Below are 18,877 nucleotides of genomic sequence, written 5' to 3'. Positions count from 1 at the left end.
CACCGGATGCGACGACCGGTGATCCACCACACCCACCCACCAAACACATGATCAACAAACACCATCAAGACCATCCAACAAACACGCCGGTGGATCCAAGCTCACCGTCCCAATGCCACATTCGGCGCACACCTCAACGGCAAATATGGCGTGATCGACCCTCGCTGTCGGCTTCAAAGAAGGGGCTTTCGCAGCGTGGGCTGAACTGACTCGCAGGGAGTCGGCCGCGACCTCAACTGTCCATAAGGGACAAATGGTCTCGAAGTGTCCGCTGTGAGCGTTTTGTGAAGGGGTCGAGGGTGGCAAGTGGGGTTATCGAGGACGGTGCCAGTGACTCTGCGCGACACCGGGCCGTTGGCGCCGACTGTGTGGATTTTGGTGCGTTGGATGACCGGAAATCCACACAGTCCCGTCGTGACCGGACCGGTCACGACAGCCGGACAGGGAGGGTGTGTGGAAATAGAGACGTTGAGCGTCCCTATTTCCACACACCCGTCACCCTGAGTGACACCTCGCGCCGTCGCTCGACACCTTTGCCCTGCCCTTCTTTGCAATGAAGCAAGGCGACGAGGGTCTTCGCGCGACGGTGGAGGAATCGGGACGTTGAGTGTCCCGATTCCTCCACCGTCGATCGGGCATCCGGTCGGGCGGTCCTGAGGCTCCCGCCCCCTACTTTTGCCCCACCCGAATCCGCATAGAAGTACCGGACTGCGAAAGCACCCGGATCGTGGTTCCGGTGGCAGGGAGGACCACACCGGCGTTCGGCTGGTCGGGGAACAGGAAGGTCCCGGTGTCGTCGAACAGGGAGACGGCGTCCTGCCCGCGGATGTAGCTCGGCTTCCCGTTGACGTGGAGCGTGAACGAGTCGGCCTTGCGGAGCGAGAACGGCATGTCGTAGCCGGCGATCCTGGATCGCCAGGGGACGCCCTCGAGGTTGTAGATCGGCGCGGGATGCGCGTCGATCGGCAGGATAAGGCCGGAGCCGAGGTGCTCGCTGGTGTTGTTGTCCATTTCGGACGTGTCCCAATAGGACACCACCAGCCCGCTCTGATACGGGAAGTGCTCGACGAAGGCGGGCTTGTCCGGGAACCCGAAGTTGTAGGGACCGGTGCGCAGGTACTGGCCATAGGACTCGTACGTGCGGTTCGAGGCGAGATAGAAGTTGTCGAACACGCGGGTCTCGGTGTCGGCCGCCGTCCGGAAGCCGTCTAGTGCCCAGCCGTTCGCCCCGTTCTCCGCGCCGTCGGTCAGCACCGGCGCGCCGTCCGCGGTGATGGCGATTTCGTCGGCGAAGAAACCGCTACGGGCCAAGGCGCCGTCGGTGCGGTACTGGAAACGGAGGAGGACGTTCTTGCCCGCCACCGAGTCGAGCGGAACTGTCATGTCGACCCAGTTCCCGCCGCTGCTACTCGAAAGTCCCGGACGGCCGCCGAAATCCCGCTGGAAGGGTGCGCCACCGGCGGTGCCGTTCAGCGCTGTCCAGGTGACGCCGCCATCGGCCGAAACCTGCGTGTAGAGGAAGTCGAAGTCCGGTTGGATGTCATAGCGGGCCTTGAGTGTCAGCGACGCCGAAGTCTTGCCGGTCAGGTCGAGCGGCCTGGTCATCGTGGTGGAGAGGTTGTTGCCCTTGGTACTCCACCACTGGTTCCGGCCGGCGAACGGCTGTCCATAGTGGAACGTCTTCGGCTTGTCCGGCAGTACGACCACGACGCCTTGTGCTTTGGTCGAGTTGTACTCGTGCGGGCCGAGTTCGAGGGTGCGGGTCCGGCCCGCCACCACGACCTCGTAGTCCAGCCAGCCGAGCTGCAGCTTGGACCACGCGTCCAGGTCGTTGATGCGGGTGCCGATGACCTCGCCGGGGCCGGAGACACGCTGCTGCGCCATCGGCGACCACCAGCTGACATTGTTCGCGCCGGCGTTGGTGTCGTACAGATCGGGCAGGCCGAGATCGTGGGCGAACTCGCGGCAGAACACGCTGACGCCGCCGTTCTCCGGCTGGATGGTGTAGTTGCCGATCCAGAGACCGCTGTCGCCGATCTGGGTGCCGCCCCGGAGGTTGCCGTCCGGGCCGGAGGTGGTGTTGTCGAACGCGTAGGCGCTGTGACTGTAGATCGCGTCCTCGCCGCGGATCGGATCGGCGTCGGCCTGGTCTGCGCCGGCGTGCACGATCTGGAAGTGGTCGAGGTAACCGTCCGGCTCGTTGAAGTCGCCGTCCCCGTCGAAATCGTCACGATCCCAGGTGTCGAAGGTCGCGAGCTGCGCGCGGATCTGCGCAGGTGTCCGGCCGGCGGCGAGTTGCCCGGCGTACCAGGCGTCGGCCGCGTCGGCCACCAGGTCGAAGGAGTTGGCGCAGACGACACCGGCGCACGGGAACCCGTTCGAACGGCCATAGCGGGCCTCGTTGAACGGCACTCTGGTCCAGTCGCTGACCGTGCCCTCGACCGAGTATCGGCCGGAGGACTGTTTGCGATAGTAGTTGGTGAGCGAGTTGGCGCCGGGCGCGGTGGAGAAGTACAGATCCTGGTAGTGCCGTCGATCGTAGTCGGCTTGCCAGATGGTGGTGTTGTCGATCCGCCGGTCGGGTTCGGGGATCTGGTCGTGACGCGGACCGTCGAAGCGCACCGGGCCGGGGATGGCCGGGTCCGTGTCGACGTCGGGGTAGGACGGATGACGCCGGTCGCCGAATTCGGCGAGCACCACGAAGATCCGGTCGGTCTTCTCCCTCGCCAGCTCGACGTACTCGTCGACGAGGCCGTTCTTCGCTTTCGGAGCGGGCTTTCGGCCGGTTTTGACCACGGTGCTCGCGCCGCGCCGCTCGGCGACTTCGTTGCCCTTCAGTACATCCGCGAGCGCGGTCTGCCGCAGTCGCCTGCGCTGCACGTCGCCGGTGCCGGGCAGGTCGTCCCCGCCTCGGGCGCCTTCGGCCACCGTGACCGTTGGAGACGCGGACGCGACTGGAAGGCCGGCCGTCGAGCCGGCGACGAGGGAAGCAAGACACAGTCCCGCGCAAAGTCTTCTCAACAAAGGAAATCCCTCCCGGACAACCCGGTGGACGTGAATGGTGATTCTGGGTCCACACTGCCTACCACTCACGCCCGGCTCGGCCAACAATCCTCGCGACCGTCTACTGTCGGTGAGAGAACACCTTGCGCCACAAGCCGTTCCCCTGAACGATCGGCTCCGCCGTTCAACTGGTTCCGGAGCGGCAGTTGAACGCTTGAGGGCGCCGTTCGATTCCGAGGAGACTGACATGACCGAGAGCGGTAGCCGTTGGCGGATCATCGTCGACCAGGACTCGTGCATAGGTTCCGGGGTGTGCGTGGGAGACCTTCCGCACCGGTTCCGGATCATCGACGACAGGTCGCAGCCGGTCGACGGGGAGATCGGTGCCGACGAGGAGGTGCTCGCCGCGGCCGACTCCTGCCCACGGGAAGCGATTCGCGTCGTGGACGTGGCGACCGGCGAGGTACTGGCGCCCCTCGACTGACCCTGACTCGAACAAGACACCGTGCCCGGCCCGCCGGGTACGTGGAGGACGTTGATGCAAAGCCGTCGAACGACGAATGTCGAGAGACTCTCGGCCGACTTCGTCCAGGATTCCTACACGTTGTACGCGCGGTTACGGGAAGCGGGCCCGCCCCGGGAAGTGATGATGCCGCACGGGATCAAGGTGTGGATGGTGACCCGCTACCACGAGGCCCGTGCCCTGCTGGCGGATTCACGGATCAGCAAGGACGGGCGGCGGGTCAACGAGCTGTTCGCCCGGCACGCGGAGTCGCCGGACAAGGCTCCCGCGGCCGTTGACGACGAGCTGGCCGCGCACATGCTCAACAGCGATCCGCCGAACCACGTCCGCCTGCGCAGACTGGTCGGCAAGGCCTTCACCGAGCGGCGGGTGAAGCTGCTGCGGCCGCGGATCGAGGAGATCACCGACGAACTGCTCGACCGGATGGCGGGCAAACGGGAGGTGGAGCTGATCGAAGAGCTGGCCGCCCCGCTGACCATCACGGTCCTCGCCGAGCTGCTCGGCGTGCCGCGTGAGAACCGCGAGGTCTTCCGGGCTTGGACGAACACGCTCGTCGGGGCCAACCACACCGCGGAAGAGGTCGCCACGGCCTCGGCCGCGGTGGCGAAGTTCACCGAGGACCTGATCGACGCGAAGCTCGCCGATCCGGGTGAAGACATGTTCAGCGCCCTTGTCCTGGCGACCGAGGAGGGGGACAGGCTCAGCAAGGACGAGCTGGTGGCGATGGTCTTCCTGCTCGTGGTGGCCGGGCACGACACCACGTTGAGCATGGTCGGCAACGGGGTCTACGCCCTGCTCCGCCATCCGGAGCAGCTCGCCCGGCTGCTGGCGGACCCGTCGTTGCTGCCCGCCGCCGTCGAGGAGTTGCTGCGGTACGAGGGTTCGGTCAGCCTGGCGACTTTCCGCTTCACCACCGGCGACATCACGCTGGACGGCGTCACCATCCCCAGTGGGGAGATCGTGGTGGTGGCACTGGGTTCGGCGAATCGCGACACGGAGAAGTTCGAGCACGCCGATCAGCTCGACCTCACCCGCGGGCTCGGCAGCCATCTGGCCTTCGGGCACGGCATCCACTACTGCGCCGGCGCGCCGCTGGGCCGCCTTCAGGTGGAGATCGGCATCGGCAGGCTGCTGGAGCGGTACCCGGACCTGGCTCTGGCGGGGGATCCGGAGCAGCTCCGGTGGAAGACCAGCACCATCATGCACGGCCTCGTCTCGTTGCCGGTTTCCCTGCACGGCTAGGCCATTCGCCTGCCCCGCCACGAAAGGCTCAGCGTGGCGGGGCACGGGCGTCTTCACGAGGCGCGGCCGGCGCCCGATCGCGTGATACCGTCGCGGCATGGGCGATTTCGATTTCCTCGTAGGATCCTGGAATGTCCACAACCACCGCCTGACGAAGCGGCTCATCGGTAGCGAAGACTGGGTCGAATTCACCGCGCCCGCGAAGAGTTGGAGCCTTTTCGAAGGAAAGGCCAACGTCGACGAAATCGTTTTCCCGGACGGTGTCCGAGGGCTCACCCTGCGCTTGTTCGACCCCGCCACCGGGAAATGGTCCCTGAACTGGTCGAGCAGTGACACCGGGACGCTCTTTCCTCCTGTCATCGGCGAATTCACCGACGGGCGTGGTGTTTTCCACGGCGACGACACCGAGGGCGGCACCCCCGTGCGGGTCCGCTTCGTCTGGTCGGACATCACGGAGAACTCGGCGCGCTGGGAGCAGTCCTTCTCGACCGACGGCGGCGCGAGCTGGGAACTCAACTGGATCATGAGTTTCACCCGTGCCTGACGATCATATTTCCGCGAGCGGCCGATCGCGATGCGCAAGCGTCGCCGCGTGACCGAACCCGCCGCGGTCTGCTTCTCTGGCCCGCATGCAGCAGCGCATCGAAGCATCCCAACTGGTTCCCGGACGCGGCGCTCCGATCCCGGACGGTGTCGTGATCGTCGAGGGCGAACGGATCCGCTACGCCGGTCCGCGTGACGAGGCGCCGGCCACCCCCGGCGCCGACGTGACCCGCGGGCATACCGTGATGCCCGGAATGTGGGACTGTCACGGCCATTTCATGGGTCTGCGGAGCGCGGACCTGCACGATCTGATGCACGAGCCGATCGCGCTGCGGGCGGCCCGCTGCGTGTCGGACCTGCGTGCCTGCCTCGATTCGGGCTTCACCTCCATCCGCGAGGTCGGCGGTCTCGGGATCCACTTGGCCCGCGCGGTCGCCGAGGGCACCATCGAGGGGCCGACGATCTACAGCGCGGGCACAGCCTTGTCGACCACCGGTGGCCACGGCGACATCCACGGCTTCCCCGTCTCGTGGATCAACGACTTCGGCCATCTCGGCGGCGAGCTGCGGCTGGCCGACGGACCGGCCGAATGCGCGCGGGCCGCCCGCGAGCAGTTGCGCAACAACGCCAAGCTGATCAAGGTTTTCGCCTCCGGCGGCGTTCTGTCCGAAGTGGACCATCCGGTGCACCAGCAGTTCACCGACGCCGAACTGGCCGCGATCGTCGAGGTCGCGGGCCAGGCCGAGCGAGTGGTCGCCGCGCACTGCCACGGCAAACCGGGCATCATGGCCGCGCTGAAGGCGGGTGTGCGGACCATCGAGCACGGCACCTACCTGGACGAGGAGTCCGCCGCGGCGATGCGCGAGACCGGGGCGATCCTGGTGCCCGCCCGCGCGATCATCCACCTTCTGCTCACCAGCGACCTGGTTCCGCCCTACGCCAAGCGAAAGCTGGAGGGGGTGGCGGGACGCCACCTCGACGCGATCTCGCTGGCCCGCGAGGCGGGTGTCACCATCGCGCTGGGCACCGACCTGGCCATGACCGGACCCGGCCGCCCCACCCAGTGGGGAAAGGGCGGCATCGAACTCTCACTGATGGTCAAGGGCGGCGCCATGCCGCTGGAGGCGATCGAGATGGCCACGGCCACCGCGCCGGACACCCTTGGACCGCAGGCGCCGCGTTCCGGCCGCTTGCTGGCCGGCTACGACGCGGACGTGCTCCTGCTGGACGCGGATCCGGTGCTGGACATCGACGTTCTCGCCGATCCGGCGCACGTGACCGACGTCTGGAAGTCCGGCCGACGAGTGAAACAGTCTATTTAGGACAGTCCTGACCTGGGGGAACAGTGGCCGTAGAACCCGAGTACATCAAGAGAACAACCGCGGCGGCGATGGTCTCGATGACGAAGCCCCGGCCCATGGAGAAATGCCGATGAGTGACACGATTGTCGATTTCGACGCCATCATCACGCGCTATGCGACCTTCACCTTCGACGACTCGACGCCCTTGCTCGACGCGGGTCTGGAGTCCCTGGCGCTGTTGCGTCTCGCTGTCGACGTGGCGGGCGACGACGACGCCGAGATCGACGCCACCCGGCTGGTCGACCTCCACACGGTCGCCGATCTGAAGCACTGGCTGGCCGATCTGGCCGCCACCGGCCAGGACGGAGCCGTGTGATGACGACTCGCAGACTCTTCGACTGGTTCGGCGATTCGGTGGCGGGCTACGGTTCCTCGACGGCGATCGAGGTCGCCGGGCTCACCTTGAGCTACGACGAGCTGCGGGCCGCCGTCGAACGGATGGCGGTACGGCTGGTGTCGGCCGCGGGCAGGCGCCCGGACCGGGTCGGCCTGCTGACGTCGCGCAGCCTCACGAGCTACGTGGGATACCTGGCGATCCAGCGGGTCGGCGCCGCGGTGGTGCCGCTCAACCAGGGCGCGCCGGTCGCCAGGAACCTGGTGATCACCAAGGACGCCGGCCTGGACGTGACGATCGTCGACGACACCTCCGCCAAGCAGCTGCCGGAATACCCGCGGCAGTCGGGCATCCCGATCGTCGACCTGACCGGTGACCGGTGGCGGGCGCTGCTGGAGGGCGGCGAGCCGCTGCCCGAGATCGGCTCCGGCGACGGGGATGTCGCGTACATCATCTACACCTCCGGCTCCACGGGGAGCCCGAAGGGCGTGCCGGTGACGCACGGCTGTGTCTCCTCGTTGCTGGAGGACAACATCCGCCGGTTCGGTTTCGCCGACGACTGCCGGGTTTCGCAGACCTTCGAGCTCTTCTTCGACGGCTCGATCGTCGAGCTCTTCGCCACCTGGGGGACCGGCGCGACCCTGTGCGTCCCGCAGCACAGCGAGGTGTTCGCGCCGGTTCGCTTCGTCAACGAGAAGCGGCTCACACACTGGCTTTCGGTGCCGTCGATCATCTCCTTCGCCCGCAGGCTGCGCGCCCTCGCCCCGGGCAGCATGCCCGATCTGCGCCGGGGCATGTTCGGCGGCGAGCCGCTGAACCTCGAACAGGTCGAGGTGTGGCGGGCCGCCGCACCCAACGCGACCATCCACAACTGTTACGGGCCAACGGAACTGACCGTCATCTGCACCGGCTACGAGGTGCCCGCCGTGCGCTCCGACTGGCCGGTCACCTCCAACCGGTCCATGCCGATCGGCGAGATCTTCCCGCATCTGGAGTACGCCCTGCTCGACGACGACCTCCGGCGGTGCGAGGACGGCGAGCTGTGCGTGCGTGGCCCGCAGCGTTTCCCCGGTTACCTGGACCCCGTCGACAACGCCGGGCGGTTCCTGGCCTTCGACGGCGAACAGGGCACGGTCTACGACGGCACCGAGCCGCTGACCGCCGGGCACTGGTACCGCACCGGTGACCGGGTCCGCCGGGAGATCGGCGAGCTGGTCCACCTCGGCCGGGTCGACGACCAGATCAAGGTCCGGGGCAACCGGGTCGAACTGGGGGAGATCGAGTCGGCACTGCGACGGCATCCGTCGATCGCCGAAGTGGTCGTGGTCGCGCTCACCGCCGCCGACGGCGAGGTGGATCTGCACGCCGTCTATTCGGGCGATCCCGTGGACGAGGGCGAGTTCGCCCGGCTGCTCGAAGACCTCCCGGTCTACATGTGCCCGAGGGGTTACCACCAGCGCGACAGCATCCCGTTGGCCGCCAACGGAAAGGTCGATCGCAAGGCGTTGACCGAAGAGATTTCGCCGATCGTCCGCCGATAACCGGAAAGGAATTCCCGTTGAACGCTCCCGTCGCGACGGACACCGGCATGATCCCGGCGAGCGCCCTCATGGAAATGCTGTGGTGGATCCACCAGAGGGCCAGGAACAAGTCCGTCTACAACCAGACCTGGCCGCTGAAGGCCGACCGTCCGCTGGACTTCGACGCCCTGCGCGTCGCCTGGCAGACCGTCGTCGACCGGTACGAGGCGATGCGCGCGAGCCTGCACCACCGTGACGGCGCGATCATGGTGTCCGTCGTGGACCACGTCGAGGTCGAGCCGCAGTGGATCGAGACCGACGATCCCGGTTCCACGCCGGTGGAGCCCCTGCTCCGGTCGATCGCGGGGGAGATCCAGGAGCGTCCGCTCGCGCTGGACGTCGCCCCGGCGGCCCGGCTGGTGGCGGTGACCGTCGGCGATCAGCACGAGCTGCTGGTCACCGTCCACCACGCCCTCGTCGACGGGTGGGGGATGCAACTGCTGATGGACGACTTCGCCACGGCCTACGAGGCGGCGGTGGCGGGCGAGGCCCCGGTGTTCGACACGGAGCCGGTGTCGTTCCGGGAGCACATCCTGTCCTCGAACGCCGCCCGCACCGACGGCCGCTGGGACGCGAGCCTGAAGTACTGGCGCGAGAAGCTGGACGGCGCGGTGACCACGACCCTGGTCGCCGACAGGCACACCTACACCGGCACCGGCAACAAGGGCGGGATGGTGCGGTTCGTCTTCAGCCGGGAGGCCGTCGACGGCATCGGCTCACTCGCCAAGCGGTACTTCACCACCCCGTTCAGCGTGCTGTTCGCCGCGCTGCAGACGGTCCTCGCCCGCGGAGGCGCCGGACCGGAGGTGTGCACGGGCCTGGTCAGCGCCAACCGCATGACACCGCAGGACCAGGCACTGGTCGGCTATCTGGCCAACGTCCTGGTCACCAGGACCGTCGTCGAGGACGGGGACTCGTTCGGCACGGTGGTCGAGCGGGTCCGTGACGGCATGTGGGCCAGCCTCGCCCACCAGACTGTGCCGTTCTCGCTGGTGTACGGCGCACTCACCGAATCGGCGCAGGCCCGGTTGCGGGACGCGATCCCGATCCTGGTGACCTGGTACGGATCGATCGGTGTCGGGCTGCGGCTCGGCGACGCCGCGCTGAAGCTGCAGCGCGCGCCGAACCGGGCTGCCCGCACCGACCTCGGCTTCGGGGTCTTCGACTTCGACGGCGAGTACATCGTCGAGTCCGAGTACAACGTCGGCCGGTTCGACCATTCGACGGCGCAGCGCCTGTTCCAGGACATCGACCGGATCCTCGCGGAGGGCGGCATCGACCCGGAACTGCCGGTGGGCACCATCGAGGTCCGGTCGAGGACAGCGCCCGCCTATCTGGAGCACACCGTCACCACGGCGGAGCTGGACACCACGGAGATGCCGGAGTCCGCGGCGCTCGACCAGGTCCGCCGGGTATGGACGGAGGTGCTCGGCACTCCGCCGACGGGGGCGGACGAGGACTTCTTCGCCACCGGCGGCCGGTCGCTCAAGGTCGTCCAGCTCGCGTCGGCCATCGAGGCGGAAAGCGGGGTGACGCTGGACATCACGAGGTGGCTCACCGAGCCGACCCCGCGGCGGGCGGCCGAGCAGCTCGCCGGCGACGTCGAGGCCGACGACGGCAGCACGCTGGTCACCCTCCGGGACGGCGACGGCCCGCACCTGCACCTGCTGCCCGGCGCGGGCGGCACCGTGCGGGACTACGACGAGCTGGTGGCCGGACTGCCGCCCGGCTGGCGCGTCACGGCGTCACAGGAACGCGCCCCGCTGGACTCGATACCGGCGATGGCGGCCCGGTTCCGCGCCGATCTCGATGCCGAGGGCCTGCGTCCCGACCTCCTCGGCGGCTGGTCGATGGGCGGGCAGATCGCGTTCGAGATGGCGGCCACCGGCCAGGGCGCCCCGCCGCCGGTGATGCTGCTCGACTCGACGCCCCCGGTCCGGCACGACATACCCCGCGAGGTGCGGGACGCCGTGGTGTACCAGGTCTTCGCCGAGAACATGGCCGCGACGTTCGGCGTGACCCTCGACGGCACGCCCGCCCGGACCACGCCCGGCGATCCCGAGTTGAGCATGCGGGTGCTGGCGGCACGGCTGGCCACGGCGAGCGGACAGCCGGTTTCGGTGGCGATGCTCCTCGAGCGGTGGGCGACGTTCAACCGGCACACCGACGCTGTCGGCTCGTACGTCAACGAACGGCCGCTCGCGGCTTCCGCGCTGCTCGTGCGGGCGGAGCTGACCGAGCAGCAGGTCGACCAGTGGACGGCGCAGTTCACCGAACCGCCGCGCCTGGTCCGGGTCGAGGCCGATCACTACGGCGTCCTCCGGGCCCCGGTGGTCACGGAAATCGCCCGCGCCGTCGACAGGCTCCGCGTCACCGCGACGCGCTCGACGTGACCTTGGAGGTGCTGTGTCCGAACGACCCTCGCCCGTGCCCGCCGTCGCGACCGCCGGGACCCCGCCGTCGCCGCGGCGCAACGAATGGCTGCTGATCTCGTTCACCGGAACGACCAACACCGCGGACGCGGTGATGCGGGTGGCGCTTCCGTTGCTGGCCACCACGGTCACCGGCTCACCGGCGTTGATCGCGGCGGTGGCGATCATGCTGACGCTTCCGTGGCTGATCACCGCACTGCACATCGGCGTGCTGGTGGACCGCAAGAACCGGCGGTCGCTGATGGTGGGGGCCGAGTTCGCGCGCATGGCCGCGATGGCGGTGATGCTGCTCGCGGTCGCGGCGGACGTCGTGAACCTGCCGCTGATCTTCGGGGTGGCCTTGGTACTCGGCGTCGCGGAGGTGGTCGCGCAGCTGTCCGCGATGTCGATCATCCCGACGGTGACGCCGAAGAGCCGCTGGCAGTCGCTGAACGCGCGGCTGACCGCGACCGAGTACGTCACATTTAGTTTCCTCGGCGCGCCGGTCGGCGGGTTCCTCGTCGCCGCCGGATTCGCCGTGGCGCTGGGCACGAGTGGCGCGGTGTACCTGTTCGGCGCGTTGCTGCTGACCCTGCTGGCCGGCGACTTCAGAGTGAAGCCGGGCAAGGAGCGACGGCCGGCGAGGGTGGAGATCCGCGAAGGCCTGACTTTCCTGTGGCGGCACCGGTTGCTGCGGACGATGTCCGCGCTGATCACGGTCATGGCCGGGTGCTGGGCGGCCTGGTACGCGCTCATCCCGGCGTACGCGGTCGGCGGGCCGCTCGGCCTCACCCCCGCGCAGTACGGTTTCCTGCTGACCAGTCTGGGTGCCGGCGGTGTGCTCGGCACGGCGCTGGTCGGCCCGGTCAACCGGCTGATCGGCAGGCGGTGGGCGATGTTCGTCGACATCGTCGGCACGGTGCTGATGGTCGGGGTGCCCGCGGTGGTACCCGGTACGCCGTCCAGTGTCTGGCCGGTCGGCGTCGCCGCGTTCTTCGCGGGCGTCGGCGGCACGATGTGGACGGTGAACTCCCGGGTGATCAGCCAGTCGCTGGTGCCCAACGAGCTGCTGGGCCGGTTCAGCGCGGCGAGCAGGCTGCTCTCCTGGGGCATGCTCCCGGTGGCCGCGGCGCTCGCCGGCGGTCTCGCCCAGCTGTTCGGCTTCCAGGTCGCGTTCGGCTGCTTCGCGATCGTCTGCCTGCTGATGATCTACCCGTTCCTGCGGGTGATCACCGCGGCGGCGGTCGCGGAGGCCGACGCCCCGGCCGGGGAAAGCAGCGGGAAGTGATCGATCCACAAGGGACGATGTACGGCTGGTTCCTCGACACCGTGCGGAGAAGCCCCGGCGCGACGGCGATCGACGTGCGTGACGACGTGCTGAGCTACGGTGAGCTCCGCCTGCTCACCGACCGGCTGGCCGCCGGGTTGGTGCGGGCCGCGGGCAGGCGTCCGCACGCGGTCGGCCTGCTGGCCTCGCGCAGCCTCGCCACCTACGCCGGTTACCTCGCGGCACTGCGGCTCGGTGCGGTCGTCGTCCCGCTCAACCCGAAGTTCCCGGCGGGCCGCAACCGGGCCATGTGCGTGGCGGCCGGTGTCGACGTGGTGGTGGCCGACGACGCCGGCGCGGCCGCCGCGGCGGAGGTCGTGGACGGCACCGGCGCCGTCGCGCTGCCGCTGCTCGGTGTCTGGCGAGAACGCCTGCCCGAGCCGTGGAACCCGCCCTACGACGGCGATCCCGACTCCGTTGCCTACCTGCTGTTCACCTCCGGCTCGACCGGGACGCCCAAGGGGGTGCCGATCCGGCACCGCAATGTGGCCGGATATCTGGCGCACTGTGTCGAGCGCTACGCCGTCACGCCCGGATGCCGGCTCTCCCAGACCTTCGACCTGACCTTCGACCCGTCGGTGTTCGACCTGTTCGTCTCGTGGAGCACCGGCGCGACCCTGGTGGTGCCCTCCGACGCGGAGGTGCTCACCCCGGCGGCGTTCGTCACCGGCAAGCGGATCACCCACTGGTATTCGGTCCCGTCCGTGGTGTCGCTGGCCGGACGGCTACGCGGGCTGCGCCCCGGCGTGATGCCGGAGCTGCGCTGGAGCGTCTTCGCCGGCGAACAGCTGACCGCGGACCAGGCTCGGGCCTGGGCCGCCGCCGCACCGAACAGTGTGGTGGAGAACGCCTACGGCCCCACCGAGCTCACCGTCACGGTCACCGCGTACCGGCTGCCCGCGGATCCCGGGTCGTGGCCGGACACCTCCAACGGCACCGTGCCGATCGGACGGCCACACGACGCGCTCGACGCGGTGCTGGTCACCGAGGACGGCCGCGCGGGCGAGGACGGCGAGCTGTGCGTGCGCGGCGGCCAGCGCTTCGACGGTTATCTCGACCCGGCCGACGACCGCGGCCGGTTCTTGCGTGGAGAAACGTCTTTCGTCGTGGCCGAGGGCCCGCCGCGGGGGGACGACTGGTACCGCACCGGCGACCGGGTCCGCCGGGAGAACGGCGAGTTCGTCCACATCGGACGGTTGGACGACCAGGTCAAGATCCGTGGCTATCGCATCGAACTCAGCGAGATCGAGGCGGTGCTGCGCGCGCATCCGGGAGTGCGGGACGCCGTGGTGATCGCGGCGCCGGCGCCGGGCGGGCGGACCGTGCTGCACGCCCTCTACACCGGCGAGCCTGTCGGAACTGCCGAACTGACCGCCGTTGTCGCCCGCCGGCTCCCGGAGTACATGGTGCCGAACACCTTGCACCACGTCGACGCCTTCCCGGTCAACGCGAGCGGCAAGATCGACCGCCGCCGCCTCGCCGCGGAAATAGGCGAGGAGACGCGTTGATGACGCATTTAGTCCTCTGGATGCGGTCCTTGCACGCGCAACTACCGCATCCAGAGGACTAAACGCGCGAGGCGAAGATCGCGCAGAGCGAGTCGATGTCCTGCAGCGCCTGCGGAGCCAGGTCGCCGTCCTGGAGGACCACCGCCAGCCGGGCCTCGGCCCGCTCGATGATCTCCACCAGCCCGAAGGAGTTGTAACCGGGGAGTTCGCGCAGGGTGGTGGCGGCGCGAACGGTGGGCTCGTCGACCCGCAGCACCTCCTGGATCGCGGAGAGTACGGCGTGGCGGGCCGCGAGCCGCGCGGCGATGGCGACGTCCTCGTGGAGCAGACGGCCCAGGTCGTCCAGTACGGCCGCGGTGGGGGCGCCGGTATGGGAACGTCGCCAGGCCACGAAGCTCTTCGAGGCCAGCGTGAGCCAGGCTCGGGCCTGCTCGTCGATCTCGGGGCTCGGCCGGTCGTGCCGGGCGAGCCAGGCGCCGTGCAGCAGACGGGACCGGCCGAGCAGCCAGATGTCGAGCACCAGACCCTCACCGTGGTCCGCCGAAAGGTAGGCGTCGATGGCCGGGACGGCGTCGGCCATGGCTCGCGCGTTCGCGGCGAGGATGTCCGGCGGAGGAGCGACAGGCTCGGTGGCGAACCGCAGCGCGGTGGCCGTGGGCGGCAGGGCGTCCAATTCGGCGGGGGAGATCCGCCAGACGCCCGGACGGCACGGGCCCCACGGGGTCTCGTCGTGATAGGCGTCGACCACGGTGTCCGATGTGGACAGAAGGAACGTGTGCTCGGTGTGACGGCGGCCGGCGTACGGCGTCCAGGTCAGGTCGTGCGCGTCGGCGATCACGTACAGTGGACCGGCTTCGGCGGCCAGCGCCCGCAACCGGGCGCCGTCGACGCCGTCCCAGCGCCGCGTCACCCGCAGCCCCAGCAACTCCTGCGCGGCGGCCAGCCGGTACGGCAGCGACGCGGCCACCCGCGGCCCCGGTTCGAGATCGAACCGCAGCGGCGCGCCGAGCGACAGATGTGCGCCCGCCCCGCCGTGCCTGTCGGCCAGCACGGCGAGGTTGGCCTGGACGCAGTCCAGCGCGTCCGCGCGCACTGTCTCCAGCAGCGGCGACCAGAGCCGGTCGTAGGTCTCGGCAGGCGAAGTCACCGCGAGCCCTGCTCCCGGCCGAGGAACGCGCCGATCTCGCCGGTGAGCCGGTCCAGATGCGCCGGGTCGAACACCTCATAGTGCCCGGCGTCCAGCGTGGCCGTCTTCAGGTCCGGCGCCAGTTCGCTCCACCGCCGCAGCGCGACGTCGCGGCCGGAGATGCCGTCGTCGGCGTCCGCGCACATCAGCAGCAGCGCCCGGCCGGGATACTCGCGATCGGCGGCGTATCCGGCGAGCGCGCGCACCTGCGCGCGGAAGGTCCGCTCCACCCGGGCGACGGTGTGCTCGTCCGGCCGGGGCCCGAGGCCCGCCACGATGAGCTTCCTGATCCGCTCGTCCGCGTCGGCCGTGGCGTGCCGGGGCAACGGCGAACTGTCCACGATCACCAGATCCGGACGTCTGCCCCGGTCGGCCAGCCGCACGCAGACCTCCCAGCCGATCGTGCCGCCCAGCGACCAGCCGAACACCAGGTCGGGGGTGCGGTCGCCGAGCGCGGACAGCGCGGAGTCGGCCATCGCCGCGATGCTGTCCTCCACCGTGTCCCCGGGCACCAGCCCGGCCGCGCGCACGGCGTAGACGCTGTAGGACCGGCCGAGGTAGGAGGCCAGCCGCAAGTACGGGTTCAGCCCGCCGCCCGCGCCGGGCAGCATCACGCACACCGGCCGGTCCTTGCGGCGTAACAGGGTGATCAGCCGGCTCGGCGGCTCCTCGCGTACCGGCTCGCTCATTGCCGGACCAGCGCTGCCAGCGTCGCCACGGTCGGCGAGCGGAAGAATTCGACCAGCTGCACGGCCACCCCGTACCGCTCCTGGACCTGGCCCACGACGGTGAAGATGTTCAGCGAATGCGCGCCGTACTCCAGCACCGGGCGGTCCCGCTCGACCTGGGGTACGCCGAGCACCTCGGCCCAGATCCCGGCCAGCTCCCGTTCCAGGTCGTCGGCGTACTCGGCGGCAGGGGCGGGGGTGGCGGCACGCTGGGCGCTCAGCCGTTCGGCCAGTGTCACCAGCGCCGCGCGGTCGGTCTTGCCGCTGCGGGACGTCGGCACCGACTCGATGTCGATGATCTCCGCGGGCGCCATGTACGACGGCAGCCGCTCGGTGAGGGCGGCCCGGACCCGCTCGTGGTCGGGTGCGCCGCCGGGCTCCGGCAGCAGGAAGAGCAGCGGCCGCCGGTCGATCCCGTCACCCCGCACCGCGGCCACCGCCTGCCGGACGTCCGGCAGTCCGGTCGCCACGGCCTCCAGTTCGCCGAGCTCCACCCGGTAGCCACGGATCTTCACCTGGGTGTCGTTCCTGCCGAGGAAGAGCAGGGCGCCGTGCTCGTCCCGCACCACGTGATCGCCGGTGTGGTAGAGCTTTTCGCCCGGGGTGAACCGGTCGGGCAGGAACCGTTCCCCGGTGCGGTCCGGGTCGTTGACGTAGCCCGCCGCGGGGGCGCGGCCCCCGAGCAGCAGCTCACCGGGAACGCCCGCCGGCGCGAGATGACCGGTGTCGTCGACCACGTACGCGGTCACGTTCGGCAGCGGCAAACCGATCGGGACATGCCGCGACCACGGTGGGTCGCCCGCCGTCAGCCGCCAGGTGGTCGCCGCGTTGGTCTCGGTCGGCCCGTAGTGGTTGACCAGTGTGCACTGTGGATGGTCGGCGAAGAACGCGCGGATCTCTTCGTCCACCAGCAACTGCTCACCCGAAACGCACAGGTGCCGCAACGACGGCAGATGGGTTCGCCGGGCCCGCGCCGAGAGGACGAACGGGCGCAGCGCCGCCACCGGCAGGTACAGATGCGTCACCGCGGTGTCGGCGACCCGGCGTACCAGCTCGGGGAAGTCGCGCCGGTCGGCCGGTTCCCGGGACACCACGGTCGCACCCGCCAGCAGCGTGGGCAGGATCTCCTGGAACGACACGTCGAAACCGGCGGGCGCGTACTGCAGGAAACGGCTGTCCCCGGTCATGTCCAGTGCGGAGATCTGCCAGGCGGCGAGGTTGAGCAACGGCCGGTGGCCCATGAGCACGCCCTTGGGCAGGCCGGTCGAGCCGGAAGTGAACATCACGTACACCGGGCACTCCGCCGTCGCCGCCGCCGGAGTGTCCACATCGGACTCGAAGGCGGCGGCCGGTGCCACCTCGACACCGTGCAGCGTGACATCGGAGCCGATCACCACCCGGCAGCGGGACTGCCGCACCATGTACGACAGCCGGTCCGCGGGCAGGCTCGACTCCAGCGGCAGGTAGGTCGCGCCGCGCCGCAGGATCGCCAGTATCGACACGACGGTCTCGGTGAGGGAGTCCAACCGCAGCCCGACGACGTCGCCAGGGCCGACCCCTCGGGCGGCGAGCCCGGAAGCGATGCGCTCGGCGGTACGGGAAAGTCCGGCGTAGGTGAGCGTCCGGCCGGGCTCGGTGACGGCGACCGCGTCCGGCGTCCGGCGCGCTGTCTCGGCGAACCACTCGTAGAGAGTCGGCGCCGGAACCTGCGCCGGATAGCCGTCGTGACGACGGCTCGCCACGGCCGAGGCGTCGTCGAACAACTCGGCGAGGGTCAGCGAGCCGTCGGCCACCGCCCGGCGCAGGGCCGTCCGCATCGAGTTCACCAGCCCGTCGGCGACCGCGGGCGGGATCAGCGCGCTGTCGTACTCCAGTTCGAGCAGCCACCGGCCGTCGACCGGGGTGGCTCCCAGCCAGAGGTCGAACTTCGCGGTGCCGTTGCCCGGCTCGTACGCGCCGACCACGGCGCCGGTCCCGGTCGCCGGGTCGAACGTGTCCTGCATGGCCAGCATGCAGGAGAACAGCGGGTTGCGGTCGCTCGGCCGGTCCGGCTGCACCTGCGCCACCAGCCGGTTGAACGGGACGTCCACCGCGGACCGGCAGTGGTCCACCGCGGTGCGGACGGTCTTGTCGAGGTGCTCGTCGACGGTGCGCGTCCAGTCCACGTCGACCGTGACCGGCAACGTGTTCACGAAGAACCCGCACAGGTCGTACGAGCCGATGGTGCGCCGCGCGGTGAACGGGCTGCCGATCAGCACTCGGGAAACCCCGCCGTGCCGGGCGAGCACCGTGCCGTACACCGCGGACAGCACCACGAACGGGCTGACGCCGAGCCGTTTGCAGGTGGCCTGGAACCGCTCGGTCTCGATCTCGTCGAGCGTCCAGGAGAGCCGCTGCCCGGCGAACTCCGTCTGGTGTGGACGGTCGGGCCGCGGGTACAGCACGAGCGGCGGGACTTCGCGCAGGCGCTCGGCCCAGGCGGTGACCTGCTCGGCCGTGCGCGGTGAGCCCGAGGCCCGGTTCTGGGCGTTGAGTTCCTTGCCCAGTGCGGCTTCCCGGCTCGCCCGCAGCGTCTCCACGTCCACCGGTCCGGCGAGGGCCCGGTCCAGGTCGCGCACGATAGGCCCCATGGACACGCCGTCGCCGACCAGATGGTGCCCGCAGATCATGATCGCCGCGGCACTGTCGTCGGTGGCGCGCACGAAGCCGAACCGGTACACCGGTCCCGTCGTCAGGTCGAACGGCGCACGGCCGATCTCCCGGCCCAGCTCGGCGACCGTGGCGGCGTACTCGGCGGGCGGCACGGAGAGCGACTCGATCGGGAGTTCTTCCGCGGTGGGCGGAGGCCGCAACACGGCGTGCATTTCCGGTTGCAGCCGGAAGACCTGGCGCAGCGCGGGCTGGACGGTGAGGAGGGTGATCAGCGCCCGGGTCACCGTGTCGGCCAGCGGGGCCGCGCATTTGGCCGGATCGAGGTCGAACTGGATGACCTGATTGTAGATCTGCTTCGTCGGCACCAGGCTGTCCACCACCAGCAGGCCCTTTTGGGACTCGGTGAGGGGAAGCGTCGCCGTGTCGGCCGGCTGGAGTTCGGCTGTCATGCCGAGAGCGTCGCCGGGCCCGATGTACCG

General features: G+C 69.6%; 13 protein-coding genes. 9 read left to right on the top strand and 4 right to left on the bottom strand.

Features of this window, described 5'->3' with window-relative positions; translation table 11 throughout:
- Positions 1–669 precede the first annotated feature (669 nt).
- A complete protein-coding gene (locus ACFOSH_RS36070) occupies positions 670–2,928 on the bottom strand; it encodes an immune inhibitor A domain-containing protein (RefSeq protein ID WP_378244797.1) in 2,259 nt (752 codons plus the stop codon).
- Positions 2,929–3,250: 322 nt separating this feature from the next.
- On the opposite strand from ACFOSH_RS36070, the gene ACFOSH_RS36065 reads away from it, so the two are divergent.
- The 9 genes from ACFOSH_RS36065 (at position 3,251) to ACFOSH_RS36025 (ending at position 13,832) form a co-directional block, all read left to right on the top strand.
- Positions 3,251–3,487, top strand: a complete 237-nt coding sequence (locus tag ACFOSH_RS36065) for a ferredoxin (RefSeq protein WP_378244795.1) — start codon at positions 3,251–3,253, stop codon at positions 3,485–3,487.
- Between the two features lie 54 nt (positions 3,488–3,541).
- A complete protein-coding gene (locus ACFOSH_RS36060; RefSeq protein ID WP_378244793.1) occupies positions 3,542–4,768 on the top strand; it encodes a cytochrome P450 family protein in 1,227 nt (408 codons plus the stop codon).
- A gap of 97 nt (positions 4,769–4,865) precedes the next feature.
- Positions 4,866–5,312, top strand: coding sequence for a hypothetical protein (locus ACFOSH_RS36055; protein WP_378244791.1), 447 nt, complete (start codon positions 4,866–4,868; stop codon positions 5,310–5,312).
- Between the two features lie 85 nt (positions 5,313–5,397).
- Positions 5,398–6,633: a metal-dependent hydrolase family protein gene (locus tag ACFOSH_RS36050; RefSeq protein WP_378244789.1), complete on the top strand. Its 1,236-nt coding sequence runs from the start codon at positions 5,398–5,400 to the stop codon at positions 6,631–6,633.
- A 109-nt stretch (positions 6,634–6,742) separates the two neighbouring features.
- Positions 6,743–6,988 (top strand): phosphopantetheine-binding protein, encoded by a 246-nt coding sequence (locus ACFOSH_RS36045; protein ID WP_378244787.1) that lies wholly within the window; start codon positions 6,743–6,745, stop codon positions 6,986–6,988.
- A complete protein-coding gene (locus ACFOSH_RS36040; RefSeq protein ID WP_378244785.1) occupies positions 6,988–8,547 on the top strand; it encodes an AMP-binding protein in 1,560 nt (519 codons plus the stop codon). Before ACFOSH_RS36045 ends, ACFOSH_RS36040 begins: the two co-directional genes overlap by 1 nt.
- A 17-nt stretch (positions 8,548–8,564) precedes the next feature.
- A complete protein-coding gene (locus ACFOSH_RS36035; protein ID WP_378244783.1) occupies positions 8,565–10,979 on the top strand; it encodes a condensation domain-containing protein in 2,415 nt (804 codons plus the stop codon).
- 13 nt (positions 10,980–10,992) lie between these two features.
- The gene (locus tag ACFOSH_RS36030; protein ID WP_378244781.1) at positions 10,993–12,285 is read left to right on the top strand and encodes an MFS transporter; all 1,293 of its coding nucleotides are present in this window, start codon (positions 10,993–10,995) and stop codon (positions 12,283–12,285) included.
- Positions 12,282–13,832 (top strand): amino acid adenylation domain-containing protein, encoded by a 1,551-nt coding sequence (locus ACFOSH_RS36025; protein ID WP_378244779.1) that lies wholly within the window; start codon positions 12,282–12,284, stop codon positions 13,830–13,832. Before ACFOSH_RS36030 ends, ACFOSH_RS36025 begins: the two co-directional genes overlap by 4 nt.
- Positions 13,833–13,890: 58 nt before the next feature.
- Here ACFOSH_RS36025 and ACFOSH_RS36020 read toward each other — a convergent pair whose 3' ends face one another.
- From ACFOSH_RS36020 to ACFOSH_RS36010, 3 genes are read right to left on the bottom strand one after another with little or no spacing between them, the layout of a single operon-like run.
- Positions 13,891–14,979, bottom strand: a complete 1,089-nt coding sequence (locus ACFOSH_RS36020) for an acyl carrier protein (RefSeq protein WP_378244777.1) — start codon at positions 14,977–14,979, stop codon at positions 13,891–13,893.
- The gene (locus ACFOSH_RS36015; protein ID WP_378244775.1) at positions 14,976–15,707 is read right to left on the bottom strand and encodes an alpha/beta fold hydrolase; all 732 of its coding nucleotides are present in this window, start codon (positions 15,705–15,707) and stop codon (positions 14,976–14,978) included. Before ACFOSH_RS36015 ends, ACFOSH_RS36020 begins: the two co-directional genes overlap by 4 nt.
- The gene (locus ACFOSH_RS36010; RefSeq protein WP_378244773.1) at positions 15,704–18,847 is read right to left on the bottom strand and encodes a non-ribosomal peptide synthetase; all 3,144 of its coding nucleotides are present in this window, start codon (positions 18,845–18,847) and stop codon (positions 15,704–15,706) included. Before ACFOSH_RS36010 ends, ACFOSH_RS36015 begins: the two co-directional genes overlap by 4 nt.
- Positions 18,848–18,877: the final 30 nt, after the last annotated feature.

Source organism: Amycolatopsis speibonae (assembly GCF_042647925.1).
In the GTDB taxonomy this organism is placed as follows: domain Bacteria; phylum Actinomycetota; class Actinomycetes; order Mycobacteriales; family Pseudonocardiaceae; genus Amycolatopsis; species Amycolatopsis speibonae.
Note: the sequence above shows the minus strand (reverse complement) of the source record. Positions and strands in the feature narration are given on the sequence as shown.